This window comes from Pseudoduganella plicata (assembly GCF_004421005.1).
GTDB lineage: Bacteria > Pseudomonadota > Gammaproteobacteria > Burkholderiales > Burkholderiaceae_D > Rugamonas > Rugamonas plicata.
In genome coordinates, this window is sequence record NZ_CP038026.1 from 3,243,330 (window position 1) to 3,264,665 (window position 21,336).

Below are 21,336 nucleotides of genomic sequence, written 5' to 3' on the forward strand. Positions count from 1 at the left end.
GGATTACTTCGCTTCCTTCAGGTCGTCCGCGCGGAACTCGACATAGGCGCGGTCGCGCACTTCGCGCTGGAAGTCTTCCGCCGCCTCGACCATCTTGCGTTCACGCAGCGCCATGCGCGCCTCGTTGCGCTTCTTGTCCTTCGACTCGTCTTCCGACTTGCGCTCGACGACCTGGATCAGGTGGTAGCCGAAGCTCGTCTCGACGGGGCCGCTGACCTCGCCCGGTTTCAGGTTGTTCATGGCCTGCTCGAACTCGGGCAGCGCGTCGCCCGGCACCAGCCAGCCCAGGTCGCCCCCCTTCTTGCCAGACTCGTCGTTCGAGTACAGGCGCGCCAGCTCTTCGAACGTGGAAGCCTTGTTGTCCAGGCGTTCCTTCAGTTCGGCCAGGCGGCGCTTTGCATCGGCCGCGCTCAGGGTCGGCGTCACTTTCAGCAGGATATGGCGGGCGTGCGTCTGCTGCACGGCCGCTTCGGCCTGCGCCTGCGCCACGCTGCGTTTTTCCGCCAGCTTCAGGATGTGGAAGCCGCCCACGCTCTTGATGATCGGCGTGACCTGCCCCGGCTGGAGCTTGACCAGCGCTTCCGCGAACACGGGCGGAATGCGGTCGGTCTGGCGCCAGCCGACGACGCCGCCCTGCAGCGCGTCCGACGCGTCCGAATACGTGGCCGCCATCTTGGCGAAGTCGGCGCCCGTGCGCAGCTGGCGCATCACTTCCTCGGCGCGCTTCTGGCGCTGGGCGATCACGTCGGGCGATGCGTTTTCGGGAATCCGCACGAGGATCTGCGAGATGTTCACTTCGAACTGCTCGGCCGCCGCCGCTTCCTGGGCCGCCAGGAAGCTGTCCACTTCCGCCTCCGAGACCTGGATCTTCTGGTCGACTTCATGCTCGCGCAGGCGCGTCATGATGATTTCGTTGCGGATGTCTTCGCGGAAGGCGGCGTACGAGCCGCCCTGCTTTTCCAGCTGGTCGCGCAGCTGCTGCACCGTCATTTTCTGTTCCGCGGCCACGCGCACCATGGCGCGGTCCAGCATCGTGTCGTCCACGCGCACGCCCATCTCGCGGGCCATTTGCAACTGCGCACGCTGCACGATCATGTGCTCCACGATCTGGCGTTGCAGATCGGCCGGCGAAGGCATCTGCGCGTTCTGCGCCTTCATGCGCTGCATGATCGTGTCGATTTCCTGGGCCAGCTCGCGCCGGGTGATCACTTCGTCATTGACGACGACGGCGATCGAATCGATCTCGGTATTCCTGGACTGGCCCGGCGGCGTGAAGCCCTTCGGCGCGGCGGCAGCAGGTGCGGCTGCGGGCGCGGTGGCCTTCGTCTGGGCCGAGGCCACGCCACCGGCAGCCATGGCGCACAGCAGGAGTGCCGCGAGTGTGATCGGGTGCTTACTGGACTTACGCATATCGGAAACGCTCATGGAGTCGGTGAAAACGAGAAGAATAACAGGTATGAGGCCGACTGCCGCAATCAGCGGCGGGGGACCTCGTTGATGCGCTGGTAGCCGGGGATGCTGTTCTTCATCACTTCCAGCGGATTGCCGATGCCAAGCTTGGACAGCCCGGTCAGTTCCAGCTGGAAGAAGAACTGCGTGGACGCCTTGTTCGCCGTCGTCACGAAGCGCTGCGCGCCTGCACGGAACACCCAGCAGTCGCAGTTGTACTCGACGCCGATCAAGCTTTCCAGGATGCGGTGATCCTGCATCGAGTAGCTCAGGCGGCCCACGCCGAACCACTTCTGCGTCAGCGGCCACTGGCCGGAGAAGTCGACGTTCTTGAAGTTACCGCGCAGGAAGCGATAGCCCGCGTTGACGACCTTTTTCGGGCCCGGCTGGTACTGCAGATTCAGGTTCGAGCTGATCACCCGCTTGTCGTCCGGGTTGTACTGCACGGCGCTGTCGATGCCCCACGTTTCCGAGATCCGGCCGGCCGCGGCCAGCAGCAGATCGGAGCGGCTGCCCGCCGCCGCGCTCCCGGAACCGTCCAGCGTGACGCGCGGTTCGCGGAAGTAGAAGCGCTGGCCCAGCGCCAGGCGCAGGCGCTCGGCGCCCGACTCTTCCAGGAAGCGCGACACGACGGCAGCCGTGACCTGGTTGGCGTCGCTGATGCGGTCCGAGCCGACGAAGCGGTTCTCGCTGAAGATCTGCGAGAAGTTGAACGTGGCATCGGCCGTATCGAAGTTGGGGATATTCGTCTGGTCGCGGTACGGCGTGTAGACGTAGAACAGGCGCGGCTCCAGCGTCTGCGTCAGCGCGCGGCCGAACAGCTTCGTCGAGCGCTCGAATTCCAGGCCCGAATCGAGCGAGAACGTCGGGATCGCGCGCGTCTCGGAGCGGCCCTTGTCCAGCTGGCCCGTGCCGGTGTTCTTCCAGTCGTCCAGCTGGTAGGCGCTGGCATTGAGCATCAGCTTGGGCGTGACGAACCAGCTCGGGCTGATGATCGGGTAGCTCACCTGCGGCACGACCACCATGCGGTTGCCGTTGATCAGCGTGGGGTGATCGAAGCGTGTCACTTCGCTGTCCACCTGCCAGTCGAAGCCGGCGATGTCGTAGCGGGCCGCGTGGAAGTTAATGGCCGGCAGGCGGTTGTACGGGTGCGGCGTCGGCGTCGTCGTGTCCGGATCCTGCAGCACCTGGTACTTCTGCACGCGGGCCGTCAGGCTCCAGTACTCGCCCGCGTAATCGGTACGCAGTTCGCGCAGCAGCTGGCGCTCCGCGCTGCCCGCGACCGTTTTGGAGAAGTCGTTCGGGTAGTTGTCGTCCGATGCGGCGCGCACGTTCCAGCCAAACGACCAGTCCTTGGCCAGTGCCTGCGTGTGATTCGAATTGACCTGCCAGCGGTCGAAGCCCGCTTCCTTGTCGTGCGGCAGATACTCGATCAGCGTACGGCCTTCGTACGTGCCCGCATCCGTCTCGCCCATGTAGCGGCCCACGGCGCCCAGTTGCAGGCCGCGGCGCGAGATATAGCGGGGGTACAGCGTCAGGTCGCGGTTCGGCGCGATATTGAAGTAGTACGGCAGCAGCAGTTCGGCCGACCCGCGCGAGCTGAAGCCCGGTACCGCGGGCAGCCAGCCGGAGCGCCGCTCGCCGGACAGCGAGAACGACAGCGCCGGCGTGCCGATCAGCGGCACGTCCTTGAAGTAGACGACGGTGCCGCGCGCGGTGCCGGTTTCGCGGCCCATGTCCAGGTTCAGCGTGTTCGAACGCAGGTACCAGTCCGGGTTCGGCCCTTCGCAGGTGCTGTAGGTGCCGTTGACCACGACCGCCTCGTCCTGGCTCAGGAAGTTGATGCGCTGCGCCGTGCCCTGGGCGTTGTTCAGCTCCAGCTTGTAGGTCGGCTGCAGCATGTAGCCGACGCCCGTTTCCGTATTGATCTTGAATTCGTCGGCCGTGTAGTAGTCGCCGAAGCGCCAGACGCGGATATTGTTCTTTGCCTCGATCTCGGACTCGACCTGCCGGTAGCAGGCCGAATCGGCGGTGACACGCATCTTGTCGCGCACGATCTCCACGTCGCGCTCGAGCACCAGTTCACGTTCGGGCCGCCCGGTGATCTCCTCCGCGCGCATGGTGACGGGCGCGTCGGGATCTTCCGCGCGCGGCGTGCCATTGCCCCCGGCCGGTGCGGTCTGGGCATGGGCGGGCGCCGCCGAAGCGGCAACCAGGGCAGTCAGGGCAAACGCCCAACGTTGCTTGGATGGGGGGCCAGAAACCAGCTCATGAAAGGAACGATACGCGATGCACCATGACAGGCGATTTTTTGATTTGAATCCCTTATTATATGGGAATCTTCACCAATGCCCGGATTCGTCAGGCTGTTTTTCATGTCTTTATTGTCTAAAGTACCACCAACATTCGCCGCCGCCGGGGAGCCCGCAGCTGCCGGCGCGACCGACTCGCGCCTCGTCCAGCTGAAAGCCTGGCTGCAGGACCTGAACCTCGTGCAAGCCGATTCGTGCCGGCCGGCGTCCGTGGATGCCAGCTTCCGGCGCTACTTCCGTGTCGACGTGCTGCCCGCTGCGCAAGGCGCGCATGGCGCCACGCTGGTGGTGATGGATGCGCCGCCGGAGCGCGAAAACACGGCGGCCTTCGTCACGGTGGACGGGTTGCTGACGGAGGCCGGCGTGTCCGTGCCCGTCATCGTGGCGCAGGACCTGGCGCAAGGCTTCCTGCTGCTGTCCGACCTGGGCACGACGACCTATCTGCAGGCGCTCAATCACGACAACGCCGCCACCCTGTACGCCGAAGCGCTGTCCGCGCTCGTGAAGATCCAGCAGCACAGCCAGCCGGGCGTGCTGCCCGAGTTCGACCGTGCCTTCATGCTGCGCGAGCTGGGCATCTTCACCGAGTGGTACGTCGGCAAGCACCTGAACACGACGCTGACCCCCAGGCAGGAAGCTGACCTGAACAAGGTGTTCGAGACGATCGTGGCGAACTGCCTGGCGCAGCCGCAGGTGTACATGCACCGCGACTACCACTCGCGCAACCTGATGTGGATGGATGAGAACAATCCCGGCATCCTCGATTTCCAGGACGCCGTATACGGCCCGATCACCTACGACGCCGCCTCGCTGCTGCGCGATGCGTATGTGTCCTGGGACGAGGAACTGGTGCTGGACTGGGTGATCCGCTACTGGCAGCATGCACGCGCGGCCGGCCTGCCCGTCAACAAGGACTTCGACGCGTTCTACAAGGACTTCGAATACATGGCGCTGCAGCGCCACCTGAAGATCCTGGGCATCTTCTGCCGCCTGAACTACCGCGACGGCAAGGCCATGTACCTGGGCGACCTGCCGACGGTGATGGAATACGTGCGCCGCACGGCCGACCGTTACCGCGACCTGAAGCCGCTCGTCAAGCTGCTCGACGTGCTGGAACAGCGCCAGCCCGACGTCCGCTACACCTTCTGAGAGACGCCATGAAAGCCATGATCTTCGCCGCCGGCCGCGGCGAACGTATGCGTCCCCTGACGGACACCTGCCCCAAGCCGCTGCTGAAAGTACGCGGCCGTCCGCTGATCGAATGGCACGTGCTGAACCTCGTGCGGGCCGGCATGAAGGACATCGTCATCAACCACGCCCACCTGGGCCACATGATCGAGGAGTATCTGGGCGACGGCAGCCGCTTCGGCGCCAGCATCCGCTACTCTGCCGAGAAGGAAGCGCTGGAAACGGCCGGCGGCATCGCCAATGCGCGCCACCTGCTGGGCGAAGAGCCGTTCTTCGCCGTCTCGGGCGACATCTACTGCCCGCACTTCGACTTCGCCCAGGCGAAGGACGTCCTGCACGACAAGGACATGTGGGGCAACGCCTACGAGATCGAGAAGCGCGACGCCGCCTGGATCTGGCTCGTGAAGAATCCGTCATTCCACCCGAAGGGCGATTTCGCGCTGAACCTGTACACGGTGTCGAATACGGGCGAACCGAAGTGGACGTTCGCCAACCTGGGCGTCTACCGCATGTCGATGTTCGACGGTATCGCGCCAGGCCAGCACGCGGGCCTGGGCCAACTGCTGCGCGAGTACGCCGAGCGCGGCCTGATCGGCGGCGAAGTGTACGAAGGCGACTGGGACAACATCGGCACGCCGCAGCAACTGGAACAGCTCAACGGAGGCCGACTTTCATGACTGGCCGGCCCGACTTCGTGCAGCGCCGTGCGCACCTGGTAGCGCAGATGGAGCCGGGCAGCGTGGCCGTGCTGGCCACCAGCCCTGAAGTGGCGCGTAACGCGGACAGCGATTACCCCTACCGCCACGACAGCACGTTCTACTACCTGACCGGCTTTACGGAGCCGGAAGCGGTGCTGGTCCTGGTGGCACCGCGCGACGCGCAACCGGGCCGCGCCATCCTGTTCTGCCGCGAGAAGAATCCTGCGCGCGAAATCTGGGACGGCCTGCGCCACGGCCCGGAAGCGGCGCGCACGCTGTTCCGCTTCGACGCCGCCTGGCCCATCGATGCGCTGGACGATCAGATGGCGGTACTGCTGGCCGACGTGCCGGCGGTGTACTGCAAGCTGGCGCGCGACGAGCGCCTTGACGCGCAGCTGCGCCGCTGGCTCGACAGCGTGCGCCGCCAGGGCCGCAGCGGCATCCGGCCGCCGCCTGCATTGCGCGACGTGACGCCGCTGGTGGACGAGATGCGCGTCGTCAAGGACGCGGCGGAGCAGGCGATCATGCTGCGCGCCGGCGAGATCTCCGGCGCTGCCCACGTGCGTGCCATGCGCGCCGCGCGCCCCGACGTGTTCGAATACGCGCTGGAGGCGGAGCTGCTGTACGAATTCCGCCGCAATGGCGCCCAGTTTCCCGCCTACACGCCCATCGTCGCCTCGGGCCCGAACAGCTGCATCCTGCACTACAACAGCAACGACCGGCAGGTGCGCGACGGCGAACTGGTACTGATCGACGCCGGCTGCGAGCTCGATGGCTACGCCGCCGACATCACGCGCACGTGGCCCGTCAACGGCCGCTTCAGCGCTCCGCAGCGCGCGCTGTATGAACTGGTGCTGGCGGCGCAGCAGGCCGCGCTCGATGCGGTCCGTCCCGGCCAGACGTTTCACGCCGTCCACGACGCGGCCGTGCGCGTGCTGGCGCAAGGCATGCTCGATAACGGTCTCCTGAGCCGAGACAAGCATGGCCCGCTTGACGACGTGATCGCCAATAAGGCGTACATGCCGTTCTACATGCACGGCACCAGCCACTGGCTGGGCATGGACGTGCACGACGTGGGCGCCTATCGCCTGGGCGGCGCGGACGATTTGGCCGGCAAGGAAAAACCATCCCGCCCCTTGCGGGAAGGGATGGTGCTGACGATCGAGCCGGGCATCTACGTCCGTCCCGCCGAAGGTGTGCCGGAGCAGTTCTGGAACATCGGCATCCGCATCGAGGATGACGTCGTCGTCGCCATCGGCGGCCACACCCTGCTGACGGGATCGGCGCCCAAAACGGTCCATGACATCGAAGCGCTGATGGCGGAGCGGCCATGACGCCCGATTACGATATCGCCATCTGCGGCGCCGGTCCCGCCGGCATGGCGCTGGCCGCCTTGCTCGTGCGCCGCGGCGTCACGCCGGCACGCATTGTCCTGATCGACGCCAAGTCGCTGGACGCCGCGAGCGCCGATCCGCGCTCGCTGGCGCTGTCGTGGGGCAGCCGCCAGATCCTGGAAGGGATCGGCGCCTGGCCGGTGCCCGCCACCGACATCCATGAAATCCACGTCTCGCGCAAAGGCCAGTTCGGCCGCAGCATGATCACGCGCGACGAGCACCGCGTGCCGGCGCTGGGTTACGTGACGCGCTACGGCGATATCGTCACGGTGCTGGGCGCCGTGTGCGCGCGGCTGGGCGTGGCGACCCTCCGCCCGGCCCGCGTGACGGCCATCGCTGAGACGACCGATGACGTACGCCTGACGCTGGCCGACGGCACCGGGGTGACCGTGGTCACCGCCGCGATTGTCGTGCAGGCCGAGGGCGGCCTGTTCGGCGAGCAGGCCGACAAGAGCACAAAGCGCGACTACGGTCAGACGGCGATCATCGCCCAGGTCACGACCGCCGCGCCCATCGCACACCGCGCCTACGAACGCTTTACGGGAGAAGGCCCACTGGCGCTGCTGCCGCAGGACGACGGATATTCTCTGGTCTGGTGCGTGCGCCCGGACACGGCGCAAACGCTGCTGGCCATGGGCGACGACGCGTTCCTGCGCAAGCTGGGCGACACGTTCGGCGACCGGCTGGGCCGCTTCACGGGTGCGACGCGCCGTCTGGCCTTCCCGCTGGGACTGAACGCGGGCATGGCGGGCAGCGCTCGCACCGCCGCCATCGGCAACGCGGCGCAGACGCTGCATCCCGTCGCCGGCCAGGGCCTGAACCTGGGCCTGCGCGATGCGACGGTGCTGGCACGCCTGCTGGCGCAAGGGGCCACGCCGGAAATGCTGTCGCATTACGCCGACCTGCGCCGGCAGGACCGCGACCTGACGGTGCGCCTGACGGACACGATGGCGCGCGTGTTCGCCAACGACTCGCCCGTGCAGGCGCTGCTGGGCGTCTCGCTGGCCGCCATCGACATCTTTACCCCGGCGCGCAGCGTGCTCGCGGAGCTGATGATGTACGGCCGGCGCTGACGCATTCGCCATGCCATACCAGACCGTTCTCACCATCGGCACGTCGGGCCGCGGCACGCGCGACATCACGGCTGCCGTCAACGAGGCCGTCGCGCAGTCCGGCATTCCCTGCGGGCTGGCGCACGTGTTCGTGCAGCACACGAGCTGCTCGCTGACGATCACGGAAAACGCCGACCCCGATGTGCGGCGCGACCTGGAGACCATCGCGGCACGCCTGGCGCCCGATGGCGATCCCGCCTACCGCCACGATACCGAAGGCCCGGACGACATGGCCGCGCACGCGCGATCCGTGCTCACCGATACCGGCTTGACGGTGCCGGTCGGCGATGGCCGGCTGCTGCTGGGCACCTGGCAGGGCATCTTCCTGTGGGAGCATCGCACCGCGCCGCAGCGGCGGTCGGTGGTCGTGACCGTGCTGGGCTGAGGCCGGTGGTGCCGGGGCCTGCGCGTTACGGCATCACCAGACCGGCTGCGGCTGGCCGAACGCGGGGTCGCTGACGCTGTCGGCGCCCGTCTCGATGCGGCCGGCAAAGCGCCAGGCCGATTCGCCTTCCTTGATACCCACGTCGTACCACGGCCCCGTGACGGGCAGGCGCAGCGTCGCATCCGGGTCGAGCCGGTGCGTGGCGGGGCGATTGTCCGCATACGCGAGCGCCGTCACGATGACTTCCTTCGCTTGCGTGGACGGGTTGTGCAAAGCCAGCATCAGCCGCTGGCCTTCCTGCGCCGCGCTCACGCCAAGCGATTCCGCGTCCGCGCGGCCGCGCACGTGGCGGTGAAAACCGTTCGGCCCCAGCACCCACAGGTCGAACAGGCCGTCGGCCGGCGCCACGGTCCAGCGCTCGTGCACCGTCTTCGACGCTTCGACGGTGTAGCGGCGCGGTGGCCGCTCGATCTGGCGACGGTCGTAGACGTGGAACACGGCACCGGCGCCGCCGCTGTTGATGAAGGTCAGGGCGATGCCCGTCGCATCCACCTGCGCCTGTACCTCCAGCCGGTACGGCAGCGCGCGTGACGGCCGCGTGCCTGCTTCCTGGCGCGGCACCGACTGGCGCCCTTCCGCCGGCACCTCGATGGGCGGCGTGGCGCGCTGGCGCAGTCGTACTTCGTCTGCCCAGGCGATGTCGTGCACCGGCACCGCGGGCTTGCGTGCATCCGGCGCGGCGAAGTCGAAGCAGCTGGTCAGATCGCCGCAGACGGTGCGCCGCCATGGCGCGATATTCGGCTCAGCCACGCCGAAGCGGCGCTCGAGGAACCGCAGGATCGACGTATGGTCGAACACCTGCGAATTGACCCAGCCGCCCTTGCTCCACGGGGACATGACGGTCATCGGCACGCGCGGCCCCAGCCCGTACAGGCGGCCGTCGGTATGGCACTCCGCGGTGAAGTCCACCGTCGAGCGGCCGGCGCGGCTGCCGTCGGGCAGCAGGGCCGGCGCCGCGGGCGGCGGCATATGGTCGAAGAAGGCGTCGTTCTCGTCGTACATCTGCAGCAGCACGGTGCCGGCCCAGACGTCCGGATCGGCCAGCAATGCCTCCAGCACCTGCAGCGTGTAGGCGCCGCCCTGCACGGGCGTGGAGGGGCCGGGGTGTTCGCTGTACAGCTGCGGCGGAATCACCCAGCTGACCTGCGGCAGCTTGCCTGCCACGACGTCGTTGCGCAGGCCGTCCAGCGTCGCGTTCCACAGCGTCGAGGTGAGCGCCTTGTCCGCGAGCGAGTTCGGACGCGTGGCGAACGCCTCACGGTAGCGCCGGAACACTTCCAGCAGGTTGCAGCCGAAATTGTCCTCCATGTCCTGGTAGACCTTCCAGCTGACACCGGCCGCTTCCAGGCGCTCGGCATAGGTCATCCAGTCGAAGCCCTGCTCAGGCGGACCCAGGCCTTCCATCCGGTTGTCGATCAGTGGGCCGCCACCGCGGCCGGACGGGTTGTTCGTCCCTGTCAGCATGAATAGCCGGTTGGGATTGGTCCCGCCCTGCAGCGAGCAGTGGTAGGCGTCGCACAGCGTAAACGCCTCGGCCAGCGCGAACTGGATGGGCAGCTCGGCGCGGGTGTAGTACGCCATCGATGCATCCGTTTTCGACTTCGGCCACGACGCCATGCGGCCTTCGTCCCACGCCGCCTGCGCATCCGGCCACGTGTGCGGCAGGCTCATTTGGGGCTGCGCGTTGCCCACCGACTGGTCCAGCCGGTACGGCATGACGATGCGGCTGCCGTTGTGCTGCTCCCAGATCGCGCGGCCGTTCGGCAATGGAATGGTGAGCCGGTCGCCGAAGCCGCGCACGCCTGCCAGCGTGCCGTAGTAGTGGTCGAACGAGCGGTTCTCCTGCATCAGGATGACGACGTGGCGCACGTCCGCGATCGTGCCAGTGCCGCGGCGCGCCGGCACGGCCAGCGCTTCGCGCAACAGCGGCGGCATCGCGCCCAGCACAGTCGCGGCCATCGTGCCGCCCAGGAAGCGGCGTCGGGATGCTTGCGTCATGCCGCGCTCCCCGGTGGAATGGCGCCGCGGTGGGCCAGCTTCGCCGCGGCCGCCGTGTTGGCCAGACTCGCCGCCTGCGCCGCAGGTTCGCCGCGCAGCAGCACGGCCAGATACGTGCCGTTCCAGCAGTCGCCGGCTCCCGTCGTATCGATTACCGTGGCCGGTACGGCCGGCACGATGCTGCGCTCGCCGCCCTGCCAGACGTGACAACCCTCTTCTCCCAGCTTGACGACGACGTGCGCAGCCAGGGTGTGCACCGGTCCGGGCAGGATATCGGCATCGGCCGGCAGGCTGGGTAGCAGGATGTCGACGTACGGCAGGAGCTCGGCGCAGGCTTCACGGGCCGCGTCGATGGAGGACCACAGGTTGGGACGGAAATTCGGATCGTAGGCCACGGTGACGCCGTGTTCGCGCGCGATGCGCGCAGCCGAGAGCGTGGCGGCGCGGGCGCCGGGCGAGATGGCTTGCGTGATCCCGGACAGCAGCAGGCAGCGGCTGGATGCGATGAGGCCGGCATCCACCTCGGCGGTCATGCAAGATGCGGCGCTGCCGGCGCGGCGGTACGTGAAGGAGCGTTCGCCCTGGGCGTCGACGGAGATGAAATACACGCCGTTTTCGCCGGGGACGAGCGGCGCCTGGCTGGTGTCGATGCCTTCGTCGCGCCAGGCGGACAGCAGGCCGGCGCCGAACGGATCGTCGCCCACGCGCGTGACGAACGCCGTGCGGCAGCCCTGCCGCGCCGCCGCGACCAGCGCGTTCAGCACGTCGCCGCCATAACCCTTGCGAAATTGCGTGGCTTCGGCCAGCGGCGCGGTCGAATGGAATTCGACCATGCACTCGCCGATGCCGACGAGGTCGAAGCGCGCCGCTTCAGCCCTCTCCGATTGCAAACCTGCCGATACACTCACTGCCGTCCCTCCCGGTGAACTGAACGGGAAGGACATTAGCATGTTTTTGTTACAAGAAGGCCGGGGACTGGTGCAGTCCCCGCCGTTTATTGCCGGTGCAGATTGGCGTAACGCACGCCGAAGTACAGAATGAACGCGTAGCAGACCGCCGGCACGAAGAACGACACCTGCACGCCACTGCTATCGGCCAGCGCGCCCTGCGCGAACGGCACCAGCGCGCCGCCGACGATCGCCATGCACAGCAGGCCGGAAGCCTGGCCGGTCTGGCGTCCCAGGCCGTGCAGCGCCATGCTGAAGATGGTCGGGAACATGATCGAATTGCACAGGCCGACGGCCAGGATCGCCCACATTGCCACCTGGCCTTGCGCGAAGATCGCCACCATGATCAGCGCAATGCTGCAGGCCGCATTGAACGCCAGCGCCTTGCCCGGGCTGACCGTGCGCATGACGGCGAAGCCGATAAAGCGGCCGACCATCGCGCCGCCCCAGTACAGGCTGACGTAATGCGCCGCCTGGGCCGGTGCCATGCCGGCGATTTGCGGTTCGCCCATGTAGTTGATGAGGAAGCTGCCGATGCTGACTTCGCCGCCCACGTAGAGGAAGATGCCGATCGTGCCCAGCACCAGGTGTTTGTGGGCGAACAGATCGCTGAATTTTCCGGTCGGGGCGCCATCCTCGGCGTCCACGAGCTTGGGCAGGCGTGCCAGGGCGAACAGCACGGCCAGCAACAGCAGGGCGCCGGCCAGCACGAGGTAAGGACCCTGCACGGCCGCCGCCTCCTTGGCGTGGTACGCCAACTGCTCGGCCACCGGCAGTTTCGCCAGCTGGTCGGCGCCCAGCACGCTGCCCGACAGGATCAGCATGCCGCCCAGCGCCGGCGCCACCGTCGTGCCCAGCGAATTGAACGCCTGCGTCAGCGTCAGGCGGCTCGACGCCGTGCGCGGATCGCCCAGCACCGTCACGTAGGGATTGGCCGCGACCTGCAGCACCGTGATGCCGCTGGCGAGGATGAAGAACGCGAACAGGAACAGCCCGTAACCGGATTCGGCGGCGGGATAGAACAGCGCGCAGCCCACGGCGGCCACGACGAGACCCGTGACGGCACCGCGTTGGTAGCCGATGCGCCGGATCAGCATCCCGGCCGGCAGCGAAACGATCAGGTAGGCGCCGAAAAAGCAGAACTGCACCAGCATCGCCTGCACATAGCTGAGCGTATAAATCCCCTTCAGGTGGGGAATCAGGACGTCGTTCAGTGACGTCAGCAGACCCCACATGAAGAACAGGATCGTGACGATGACCAGCGGCGCCGTGTTGCCGCGACCGTTGTGCGCCGCGTCTGGCGCCACGGTGGCGGACCGTGAGGTATTTTCCATAACTTCGTACTTTCTTTAGTGTGCGCACTCCAGCGCGCCCGGATCGGCCGCGGCGCCGCCCACCACCTGGATATTGGCAAACGCCGCCACGAGACCGGCCTGCGCCGTCACGCGGAATGGGTTGTCGACCTTCGTCAGGTCCACTCCCTTGTAACATGAAAGGGGTATTTTAACCGTCTGCCGCCCTTTTCCCGCGACGCGTTTGAATTCGGCCGAAACGTCCACGCTGGCCGTACCGATGCTGACCTGGACCGTGCCCTGGGGAGCGGCGCCGACGATGGTGTCGAACGTCAACGCTCCCTGCCGGGTTGCCCACGCCGGCAATGCGCGCGGCCGGTCGGCCTTCGCTTCGATGAAGCCCGGCCCCGACCATGTCACCTTCTTGCCGTCCTGCTGGGTATTGACCTGTGCCGTTTCCACCGCCAGCGTCGGCAGCCGATACGTGGCGTTCAGGTCGGCACCCAGCGCCACCCGCTCGCCGCCGCTCTGGGCGTACAGCGGAAACGTGGCGCGGTCGGACTGGTTAAAGATGGGGAACGCGTTGGTCGTGCCGCAGCCTGCCGTGCCCGTGTCCTCGGCCAGCCGGCCCACCTTGCGCCGGTCGCCATACGCCAGGCCGTAGCCGTAGGCGAACAATGGCGCATAGTCCTTGTCGCCCACGTTGAGCGGCGTCTGGCAGACGCTCTTCGGCCAGGAGAACGACAGCTTGCCGGTAAACGGGGCAGCCGTTTTGCCGTCCGCGCCGCGCAGCAGGACGTCGGCCACGCCCTTGCCTTCGGAGCCGGGCAGCCACGCGGCGACGAAGCTGTCCGACAGATTCAACAGGTCGTTCACATACAACGGCCGGCCCGAGACGAACACCGTCACCACCGGCTTGCCCTGACCGGCCACCGTCTTCAGTACGGCCAGGTCTTCCGGATACCGTGCGCTGTGCCGCAGGTTGGCGGCCGGGCCGATATCGCCGTCGCCTTCCGCATATGGGCCCTCGCCGATGACGGCGACGACGGCATCGAAGTCGCGCACATCGACGCCCTTCCCATCGGGGCTGTAGGCGACCTTGCCCCCGGCGGCCGCGCGGATGCCGGCCAGGATCGTATCGCCGTTGGGGAAGTCGCTGTTCCGGTTGTCCGTGCCCTGCCACGTCAGGGTCCAGCCGCCGGCCTGGTTGGCCATGCTGTCCGCGCTCTTGCCGACGACGAGAATGCGCTTGTCGCGCGCCAGCGGCAGAGTGCCGCCATCGTTCTTGAGCAGCACCAGCGATGCCTGCACCAGCTTGCGCGCCAGCTCGCGCGCCTGCAACGCCTCGACCTTGCCGGCGTGGACGGAGCCAGACGGCTTTTGCAGGTCCGCTCGCAGCTTGACGCGCAGGATGCGGGTGACCGCATCGTCGATGCGCGCCATCGGGATGCGCCCGTCCTTCACCTGTGCCACCGTGTTGGCGATGAAGCGCTTCCAGTCGTCCGGCACCATGACCATGTCGATGCCCGCGTTGATCGCCTGCGGACAGCTGTCGTTGCCGCAGCCGGGCACCTCGGCGATACCGTTCCAGTCGGTGACGACGAAACCGTCGAAGCCCATCTTCTCCTTCAGCACCCCCGTCAGCAGCTCGCCGTTGCCATGCAGTTTGCCGTAGTCCTTGCCTGCGGCATCGTCACGCCAGCTGTTGTAAGAGGCCATGACGGTCTGCGCGCCCGCCTGCAGCGCCGGGTAGTAGCCGGCGCCGTGAATGTTGATCATGTCCTGCCGGCCGGATCGGTTGACGCCGCGGTCCTTGCCCTGGTCGGTGCCGCCGTCGCCGAGGTAATGCTTGGCGGTGGCGACGACGTTGGCGTCGTCGCGCAAATCGCCCTGCAGCCCTTCGACGTAGACGCCGGCATACTGCGCGACGATGCGCGGATCTTCCGAGAAGCTTTCGTAGGTGCGGCCCCAGCGATCGTCGCGTACGACCGCCAGCGTGGGCGCGAACACCCAGTTGATCCCCGTTGCGCGCACGGCCTTGCCGACCGCCTGCGCCATCGCCTTGATGCGCTGCGGATCGCGGGCGGCACCCAGTCCGATGTTGTGCGGGAACAGCGTGGCGCCAAACACGTTGCTGTTGCCATGCATGGCGTCGATGCCCCAGATGACGGGCACTTTTACTTTCATGTCGGTGCTCATCGACGCGTCGTAATAGGCGTCCGCCAGCGCCAGCCAGTCGGCCGGTGCCGCGTACTTGTTCCCCTTCGGCCAGCTGCCGCCGCCGTTCAGCACGGAGCCCAGGTAATACCGGCGCACATCCTCCGGCGTGGCCGTCTTGATCTCGGCCTGCGTCATCTGCCCCACCTTCTGCTCCAGCGTCATGCCGGCCACGATGGCGCGGACGCGCGCTTCCAGTCGCGCGTCCGGCGCCACGGCGCTTTTCACTTGCGGCCAGTCGGCCAGGGGCGCGCTGTGGGCAGTCACGGCCAGCAGCGGCGCGGCGGCCAGCGCCAGCAGATATCGGCTTACACGTCGGGTCATGCTGTCTCCTTGTTTCTGATTGTCGTATTCAGGCGTCGCCATGCAGGAACGCGCGGTACCAGTGTCCGCTGTCCTTCAGCAGCCTTTGCTGCGTGGCGAAATCCACGTGCGTCAGGCCGAACCGGCGCGTGTAGCCTTCCGCCCACTCGAAGTTGTCGAGCAGGCTCCAGGCGAAGTAGCCGCGCACCGGTATACCTTCGGCCAGTGCGTCCCGCAGCGCGGCCAGATGGCGCACGAGATAGGCGGTGCGCGGTGCGTCGTGCACGGCACCGTCGCTGACCGCGTCGTCGTAGCACGAGCCGTTTTCCGTGATATGGATGGCGGACACGCCGTAGTCGCCGTGCAGGCGGCGCAGCAGCTCGGTGAGCCCTTGCGGCGCGACTTCCCAGCCGAACGCGGTGCGCTCGACGTCCGGCGGCGCGACAATTTCCACCTGCAGCGGAGGGCGACCCGGCGCATGGGCGATCGTTTCCGGAAAATAGTAGTTCAGGCCCATGAAGTCGGTCGGCACGGCGATCGTCGCCATGTCCCCGGCTTCGATGCGCGGCGCCAGCTCGCCCAGCAGCGCCAGCACGTCCGCCGGATAGCCGCGCCCGCCAAGCGGATCGAGGAACCAGCGGTTGCGCAGGCCGTCATGGCGCCGCGCGGCGGTGGCGTCTTCGACGCTGTCGGTGGCCGTGCGGACGGGATGCAGGCTAAGAGCGATGCCCACCTGCGCATCGGCGGCATTGGCGCGCACGACCGGCACGGCCAGTCCGTGCGACAGCAGCACGTGATGGCAGACCTGCAGCGCCGTGCCGAAGTCGCGGATGCCTGGCGCGTGCATGCCGTCCCAGTGACCGTGCATCGACGTGCACCATGGCTCGTTGTGCGTGATCCAGTGGTTCACCCGGTCGCCCAGCCGGCGCGTGACGGCGTCGACATACGCCGTGTAGGCGTACACGGTGTCGCGCGCGGCCCAGCCGCCGCGATCCTGCAATGCCTGCGGCAGATCCCAGTGGTACAGCGTGGCCCACGGTTGCAGGCCGCGTTCCAGCATGCCGTCGACCAGGCGTTCATAAAAGTCCAGCCCCTGTTCGTTGGGCGTGCCGGCCTCCGTCCAGATGCGCGGCCAGGCGATCGAAAAGCGGTAGGCATTCGTGCCCAGGTCGCGTGCCAGGTCGAGGTCCTGCGGCCAGCGCCGGTAGTGATCGCACGCGACCTCGCCGCTGCGGCCGTCGCGAATCGCCCCGGGCCGGGTGCAGAAGCGGTCCCAGATCGATTCGACGCGGCCGCCCGCATGGATGGCGCCTTCAATCTGATACGACGACGTGGAGGTGCCCCAGCGGAACCCGGCCGGGAAATCGGCGCGGCAAATGGCGGTGTTGCGGTTATCGGATGTCATGGATATCCCTCGGCTTGTCGGTGGTCAGCCAGTGCAGCAGCGGTTGATGGAATTCGTAGGGTTGGGTACCGAAGGAGCGGAACAGCGCCTCGATGTCGGCCAGCGGCGCGGTGGCAAAGTCCAGCTTCGGTACCTTCGCACCGGTCGCATTGGTGACGAAGCCCCATTTGCCTGGGCCATGGCCGCCATCGCGGCTGACGACCTTCCACGACCACGCGGTCGCGGCCCAGCCATATCTGGCGTACGTGTCGAACGATGCCCTGGCCACCTGCCCGCCCAGCTCCTGCCCCATCAGCGCCCACGGCTGGATCTCGCCGAGGAAGAACGCCGTGTCCAGCCGGCGCAGGCGCGCATCCCACTCGCAGACGCCGCCCTTGCCGTCGGCCCCGCAGGTCAGCCACTCGCGGTGGACCGCCAGGTTCGGCGAGCCCCAGCCAAAATGGCCGGGATACGGATGCATCTCGAACGCGACGTTTTTCATCCCCTTGTCGGCCGGCTTGCCGTAGGCGTCGATACCCTTGCTGTGGCCGGGCAGGATGATGACGTGATTCGTGTCCACGGCGCGAATGGCCGTGTACAGCCGGCCCACGACCGCGGCCATGTTGTCCGGCGTCGTCCCCACGGTTCATTGAGCACGCTGTAGCCGGCCACGGTGCCGTTGTCCCGATAGCGGGTGGCGATCTGCTGCCACAGCCACTCGGTGCGCGACTGGAACTCGGGCGTGCTCCAGTACCGGTTCTTCCCGGCGCAGCCGCTGTGATGTTCCCAGCCCTGGCTGCCGACAGCGCCATGCAGGTCGAGGATCACGTACATGCCGCGCGCTTCGGCCTGCGCGATCGCGTCGTCCAGGTAGCGCCAGGCATCGGCGCGCAACTGGCGCGGGCGCCGCTCGTCTTCGACGACGCTGTAGATGAACGGCAGCCGTACCACATTCAGGCCGTAACGCCGCATGCCGTCCCAGTCGCGCGTGGTGATCCAGTTGTCGCGGAACAGACGCATCAGCCGTTCGCGTTCGGCGTGGCCGAAGCGCCTGTCGAACGTCGCCTCCAGCGTGCATTGATCGTCCTCGTCGCCGCCCTGCTCCATCATCCAGAATTCGTTGATCAGCCAGTTGCCCAGGTTGGCGCCGCGCAGCACCACTGGACGGCCCGCCGGATCGAGCCACTTCGTCCCTTCGGTATGCAGCATCGGCAGCGCCGCCCCGGTCGCACTGGCCGTTACGGCCGCGCAGCCCGACAGCAGCAGCGAGGCCAGAAGTCGTTTCATCATCGCGTCTCCTCCGCTTCTCGTGTATGGAAAGCTTTCCAGTTCGGGGTTGAAAAAAACACGCCTGCAGGCGTGCCGGTGATCGTCAGGTGCGGCGCGTACGGTCGGACGGCTTGCGGCCAGCCGACGTGCCGGCTCCGGGCTTGCCGGCCACTGTCGCCGGCGCCGGTCCCAGCGAGGCGCGCTGCGTGATGCTGACGGGGTAAGTCCGTGCAACGGGCCGCTCGCCGCCGTAGCACCGGTTCAGCAGTGCGTTCAGGCCCGCCAGCGTCACGTCGCGCCACGGGATATGCACGGAGGTCAGCCGCGGCGCCGCGAATTGCGCGCTGGGCGTGTCGTCATACCCCAGCACGGAAACATCGCGCGGCACGGCGATGCCCGCTTCCTGGAAGTGCGACAGCGCGCCGATCGCCATCTCGTCGTTGGCGCAGAACAGCGCCGTGAACGGGTAACCGGCGGCCAGCAGCTCGCGCGCGCACGCCCAGCCGCCTTCGGGCGAGAAGTCGCTTTCGGCAATCCACATGCCGTCGGTCGGCACACCCTCGCGCTGCAGCTGCGCCATGAAGCCTTCGATCCGCTCGACGTTGTCCGGCGCCGTGGACGGCCCGGCGATGACGGCGATCCGGTGGTGCCCCTGCGCCAGCAGCGCCTGCGCGGCCAGCATGCCGCCCTGCCGATGGTCGACGACGAAGCACTGGTCGGCGGCCCCGCCGAACGCCTGGTTGACGACAACGATGTTCGAGCCGCGCGTGCCGAAGGCTTCGATATCGCCGTCTTCCAGCATATTGCTCATCGAGATGATGCCGTCGCAGCCGCGCTGGACCAGGAACTCGATGCCTTCGACGGCCTGCCGGCGCGCGTCGCCCTGGCCTGCGCCGAATGCCACCACCATGTGCAGGCCGTTGGCGCGCAGCTCCGTGTCGATCAGCTGCAGGATCGGCGTGTAGAACGTGCCCTTCAGGACGGGGATATAGACGCCGATCATCTTCGAATAGCCGGACAGCAGCGCACGCGCGGCATGCGACGGCCGGAAGTCCAGCTCCTCGATGGCCTTGCGCACTTTCGCCAGCGTGGTCGGGGAGACCGCGCCCTTGCCACTGACCACGCGCGATGCCGTACCCAGTCCCACGCCCGCCAACCGGGCTACGTCTTTGATGGTTGCCACTGCCTGTTGTCCTGTCTGTGATGAATGCGGGAAGCATACTGCATGCTACGTCCGCTGCGCTGTTCGCCTTTCCAGGCGCGACCCACGGACGCCATCCTCAGCCACTGGCGCAATCGCGCTCATGCAACCGGAGACACGGCATGGAAACGTTCCCACTTTCAGTGAACTATACAGGAATCGGGACTGGCTTACGACCGATTTTTGTGGCGGAGGTGGCCAAGCTGAACATCGAGGCAGGCACCACACCAGGGTGCCACGGCGTTGCACAGCGGATCACGTCTCTGCTCGCATGAGCTCGCGTGGGCCGGCGAGATCGAACATCGACGCGATCCGGGAAATGGCCGGGCGACCCTACGCCGCCCGGCCGCTCACGTCCGTCAGACCGCCTTGACCATTTCCTCGATAATCTTCTTCGCGTCGCCAAACACCATCATCGTCCGGTCCATATAGAACAGCTCGTTGTCCAGGCCGGCATAGCCCGATGCCATCGAGCGCTTGTTGACGATCACGGTTTTCGCCTTGTACGCCTCCAGGATCGGCATGCCGGCAATCGGCGATTTCGGGTCTTTCGCCGCCGGGTTGACGACGTCGTTGGCGCCCAGGATCAGTGCCACGTCCGCCTGGGCAAACTCGCCGTTGACGTCCTCCATCTCGAACACCTGGTCGTACGGCACCTCCGCCTCGGCCAGCAGCACGTTCATATGCCCCGGCATGCGTCCGGCCACCGGGTGGATCGCATATTTGACCGTCACGCCGTGTTCCGTCAGCTTCTCGACCAGTTCCTTCAACGCGTGCTGCGCGCGCGCGACCGCGAGGCCGTAGCCGGGCACGATGATGACGGTTTCCGCATTGCTCATCAGGAAAGCGGCATCGTCGGCCGAGCCGGATCTGACGGGGCGCTGCGGCGCCGCGGCGCCCGTGCTCGCCGCCGCCGCGTCGCCGCCGAAGCCGCCCAGGATGACGTTGAAGAACGAGCGGTTCATCGCCTTGCACATGATGTACGACAGGATCGCGCCGGACGAGCCGACCAGGGAGCCGGCGATGATCAGCATCGAATTATTCAGCGAGAAGCCAATGCCCGCCGCGGCCCAGCCGGAATAACTGTTCAGCATCGAGACGACCACCGGCATGTCCGCGCCGCCGATCGGAATGATGATCAGAACGCCCAGCACGAACGCGATCGCCGTCATCACGACAAAGGGCGTCCATGCCGGTGCGACGCCGTCGGCCAGCACGAACGCCAGGCCCAGGCCGAGCATGAGCACGGCCAGCACGAGGTTCAGCATGTGCTGGCCCTTGAACACGACGGGCGCGCCCTGGAACAGCCGGAACTTGTATTTGCCGGCCAGCTTGCCGAACGCGATCACGGAGCCGCTGAACGTGATGGCGCCGACAAACGTGCCGATGAACAGTTCGATGCGGTTCCCGACCGGCAGCGCCTCGCCGACGGCGGCGATATTGAACGCATGCGGCTCCGAGACGGCGGCAACGGCAATGCAGACGGCGGCCAGGCCGATCAGCGAGTGCATCGCCGCGACCAGTTCCGGCATCTTCGTCATCTCGACCGTCCTGGCGAGATATGCGCCAATGGCGCCGCCGATCACGACGCCCAGCGCGACGAGACCGAGGCCCATGCCCATTCCCGCCGCTTCCGATTTGAGCTTGAGGATCAGCGCGAGCGTCGTGACGAACGCGATCGCCATTCCCGTCATGCCGAATGCGTTGCCCTTGCGGGCCGTGGCGGGCGACGACAATCCCTTCAGCGCCTGGATAAAGCACACGGAGGCGACGAGATACAGCATCGTCACCACGTTCATGGAGATGAAGGCCATTATCTGCCTCCTTCTTTTTTATCTTTTTTACGGAACATCTCCAGCATGCGCTGGGTGACAAGGAAGCCGCCGAACACATTGACGGCGGCCAGCGCAACGGCGACGGTACCTGCGACCTGGCCGATGAGCCCTTCCGTCAGGCCGGCGGCCAGCATGGCGCCGACGATGATGATGGCGGAGACGGCGTTGGTGACGGCCATCAGCGGCGTATGCAGCGCCGGCGTGACGTTCCAGACCACGTGGTAGCCCACGTAGATCGCCAGCACGAAGATGATCAGGTTGATGATGGTGTGGCTGACTTCCATTTTTTTGT

General features: G+C 66.9%; 16 protein-coding genes and 1 pseudogene. 5 read left to right on the forward strand and 12 right to left on the reverse strand.

Features of this window, described 5'->3' with window-relative positions; genetic code table 11:
• Positions 1–3 precede the first annotated feature (3 nt).
• The 3 genes from E1742_RS14195 to E1742_RS26195 all read right to left on the reverse strand — a co-directional run bounded on the left by E1742_RS14195 (position 4) and on the right by E1742_RS26195 (position 3,826).
• A complete protein-coding gene (locus E1742_RS14195; protein WP_134385564.1) occupies positions 4–1,410 on the reverse strand; it encodes a peptidylprolyl isomerase in 1,407 nt (468 codons plus the stop codon).
• A gap of 65 nt (positions 1,411–1,475) precedes the next feature.
• Positions 1,476–3,569: an LPS-assembly protein LptD gene (locus E1742_RS14200; RefSeq protein ID WP_229465972.1), complete on the reverse strand. Its 2,094-nt coding sequence runs from the start codon at positions 3,567–3,569 to the stop codon at positions 1,476–1,478.
• Positions 3,570–3,670: 101 nt separating this feature from the next.
• Positions 3,671–3,826: a hypothetical protein gene (locus tag E1742_RS26195; RefSeq protein ID WP_166793493.1), complete on the reverse strand. Its 156-nt coding sequence runs from the start codon at positions 3,824–3,826 to the stop codon at positions 3,671–3,673.
• Between E1742_RS26195 and E1742_RS14205 the strand changes: the two genes are divergently transcribed.
• The 5 genes from E1742_RS14205 to E1742_RS14225 are packed head-to-tail and all read left to right on the forward strand — an operon-like array spanning position 3,825 to position 8,538.
• A complete protein-coding gene (locus tag E1742_RS14205; RefSeq protein ID WP_134385566.1) occupies positions 3,825–4,910 on the forward strand; it encodes an aminoglycoside phosphotransferase family protein in 1,086 nt (361 codons plus the stop codon). The two genes, E1742_RS26195 and E1742_RS14205, sit on opposite strands and share 2 nt — an antisense overlap.
• A gap of 8 nt (positions 4,911–4,918) precedes the next feature.
• Complete coding sequence (gene murU / locus E1742_RS14210; RefSeq protein ID WP_134385567.1) at positions 4,919–5,626, forward strand: N-acetylmuramate alpha-1-phosphate uridylyltransferase MurU; 708 nt, start codon at positions 4,919–4,921, stop codon at positions 5,624–5,626.
• Positions 5,623–6,981, forward strand: coding sequence for a Xaa-Pro aminopeptidase (gene pepP, locus E1742_RS14215; protein WP_134385568.1), 1,359 nt, complete (start codon positions 5,623–5,625; stop codon positions 6,979–6,981). Before murU ends, pepP begins: the two co-directional genes overlap by 4 nt.
• Complete coding sequence (locus E1742_RS14220) at positions 6,978–8,114, forward strand: FAD-dependent monooxygenase (protein WP_134385569.1); 1,137 nt, start codon at positions 6,978–6,980, stop codon at positions 8,112–8,114. The genes pepP and E1742_RS14220 overlap by 4 nt, the downstream gene beginning before the upstream one ends.
• A 10-nt stretch (positions 8,115–8,124) precedes the next feature.
• Entirely contained in the window at positions 8,125–8,538 is a 414-nt protein-coding gene (locus E1742_RS14225; RefSeq protein ID WP_134385570.1) for a secondary thiamine-phosphate synthase enzyme YjbQ, read from the forward strand.
• Between the two features lie 33 nt (positions 8,539–8,571).
• On the opposite strand, the gene E1742_RS14230 is transcribed toward E1742_RS14225, so the two are convergent.
• The 9 genes and pseudogenes from E1742_RS14230 to E1742_RS14270 form a co-directional block, all read right to left on the reverse strand.
• Positions 8,572–10,596: a phosphocholine-specific phospholipase C gene (locus E1742_RS14230; RefSeq protein WP_134385571.1), complete on the reverse strand. Its 2,025-nt coding sequence runs from the start codon at positions 10,594–10,596 to the stop codon at positions 8,572–8,574.
• Entirely contained in the window at positions 10,593–11,504 is a 912-nt protein-coding gene (locus E1742_RS14235; protein WP_229465974.1) for a sugar kinase, read from the reverse strand. The genes E1742_RS14230 and E1742_RS14235 overlap by 4 nt, the downstream gene beginning before the upstream one ends.
• Positions 11,505–11,590: 86 nt before the next feature.
• Positions 11,591–12,877, reverse strand: a complete 1,287-nt coding sequence (fucP, locus tag E1742_RS14240; protein WP_134385572.1) for an L-fucose:H+ symporter permease — start codon at positions 12,875–12,877, stop codon at positions 11,591–11,593.
• 15 nt (positions 12,878–12,892) lie between these two features.
• A complete protein-coding gene (locus E1742_RS14245) occupies positions 12,893–15,376 on the reverse strand; it encodes a glycoside hydrolase family 3 protein (protein WP_134385573.1) in 2,484 nt (827 codons plus the stop codon).
• A gap of 28 nt (positions 15,377–15,404) precedes the next feature.
• Positions 15,405–16,760 (reverse strand): GH1 family beta-glucosidase, encoded by a 1,356-nt coding sequence (locus E1742_RS14250; protein WP_134385574.1) that lies wholly within the window; start codon positions 16,758–16,760, stop codon positions 15,405–15,407.
• Positions 16,747–18,029, reverse strand: a pseudogene (locus E1742_RS27380) (glycoside hydrolase family 5 protein). The gene E1742_RS14250 and the pseudogene E1742_RS27380 overlap by 14 nt, the downstream one beginning before the upstream one ends.
• 82 nt (positions 18,030–18,111) lie before the next feature.
• Entirely contained in the window at positions 18,112–19,191 is a 1,080-nt protein-coding gene (locus tag E1742_RS14260; protein ID WP_134385575.1) for a LacI family DNA-binding transcriptional regulator, read from the reverse strand.
• 377 nt (positions 19,192–19,568) lie between these two features.
• Positions 19,569–21,023: an NAD(P)(+) transhydrogenase (Re/Si-specific) subunit beta gene (locus tag E1742_RS14265; RefSeq protein ID WP_134385576.1), complete on the reverse strand. Its 1,455-nt coding sequence runs from the start codon at positions 21,021–21,023 to the stop codon at positions 19,569–19,571.
• Entirely contained in the window at positions 21,023–21,328 is a 306-nt protein-coding gene (locus E1742_RS14270) for a proton-translocating transhydrogenase family protein (protein ID WP_134385577.1), read from the reverse strand. The genes E1742_RS14265 and E1742_RS14270 overlap by 1 nt, the downstream gene beginning before the upstream one ends.
• Positions 21,329–21,336 lie beyond the last annotated feature (8 nt).

Coding starts and splice junctions, on each gene's coding strand:
- E1742_RS14245 (WP_134385573.1), bottom strand. CDS start 15,376: ATGACCCGACGTGTAAGCCGATATCTGCTGGCGCTGGCCGCCGCGCCG.
- E1742_RS14265 (WP_134385576.1), bottom strand. CDS start 21,023: ATGGCCTTCATCTCCATGAACGTGGTGACGATGCTGTATCTCGTCGCC.
- fucP (WP_134385572.1), bottom strand. CDS start 12,877: ATGGAAAATACCTCACGGTCCGCCACCGTGGCGCCAGACGCGGCGCAC.
- E1742_RS14230 (WP_134385571.1), bottom strand. CDS start 10,596: ATGACGCAAGCATCCCGACGCCGCTTCCTGGGCGGCACGATGGCCGCG.
- E1742_RS14220 (WP_134385569.1), top strand. CDS start 6,978: ATGACGCCCGATTACGATATCGCCATCTGCGGCGCCGGTCCCGCCGGC.
- E1742_RS14200 (WP_229465972.1), bottom strand. CDS start 3,569: ATGCGCGCGGAGGAGATCACCGGGCGGCCCGAACGTGAACTGGTGCTC.
- E1742_RS14270 (WP_134385577.1), bottom strand. CDS start 21,328: ATGGAAGTCAGCCACACCATCATCAACCTGATCATCTTCGTGCTGGCG.
- E1742_RS14205 (WP_134385566.1), top strand. CDS start 3,825: ATGTCTTTATTGTCTAAAGTACCACCAACATTCGCCGCCGCCGGGGAG.
- E1742_RS14225 (WP_134385570.1), top strand. CDS start 8,125: ATGCCATACCAGACCGTTCTCACCATCGGCACGTCGGGCCGCGGCACG.
- murU (WP_134385567.1), top strand. CDS start 4,919: ATGAAAGCCATGATCTTCGCCGCCGGCCGCGGCGAACGTATGCGTCCC.
- E1742_RS26195 (WP_166793493.1), bottom strand. CDS start 3,826: ATGAAAAACAGCCTGACGAATCCGGGCATTGGTGAAGATTCCCATATA.
- pepP (WP_134385568.1), top strand. CDS start 5,623: ATGACTGGCCGGCCCGACTTCGTGCAGCGCCGTGCGCACCTGGTAGCG.
- E1742_RS14195 (WP_134385564.1), bottom strand. CDS start 1,410: ATGCGTAAGTCCAGTAAGCACCCGATCACACTCGCGGCACTCCTGCTG.
- E1742_RS14250 (WP_134385574.1), bottom strand. CDS start 16,760: ATGACATCCGATAACCGCAACACCGCCATTTGCCGCGCCGATTTCCCG.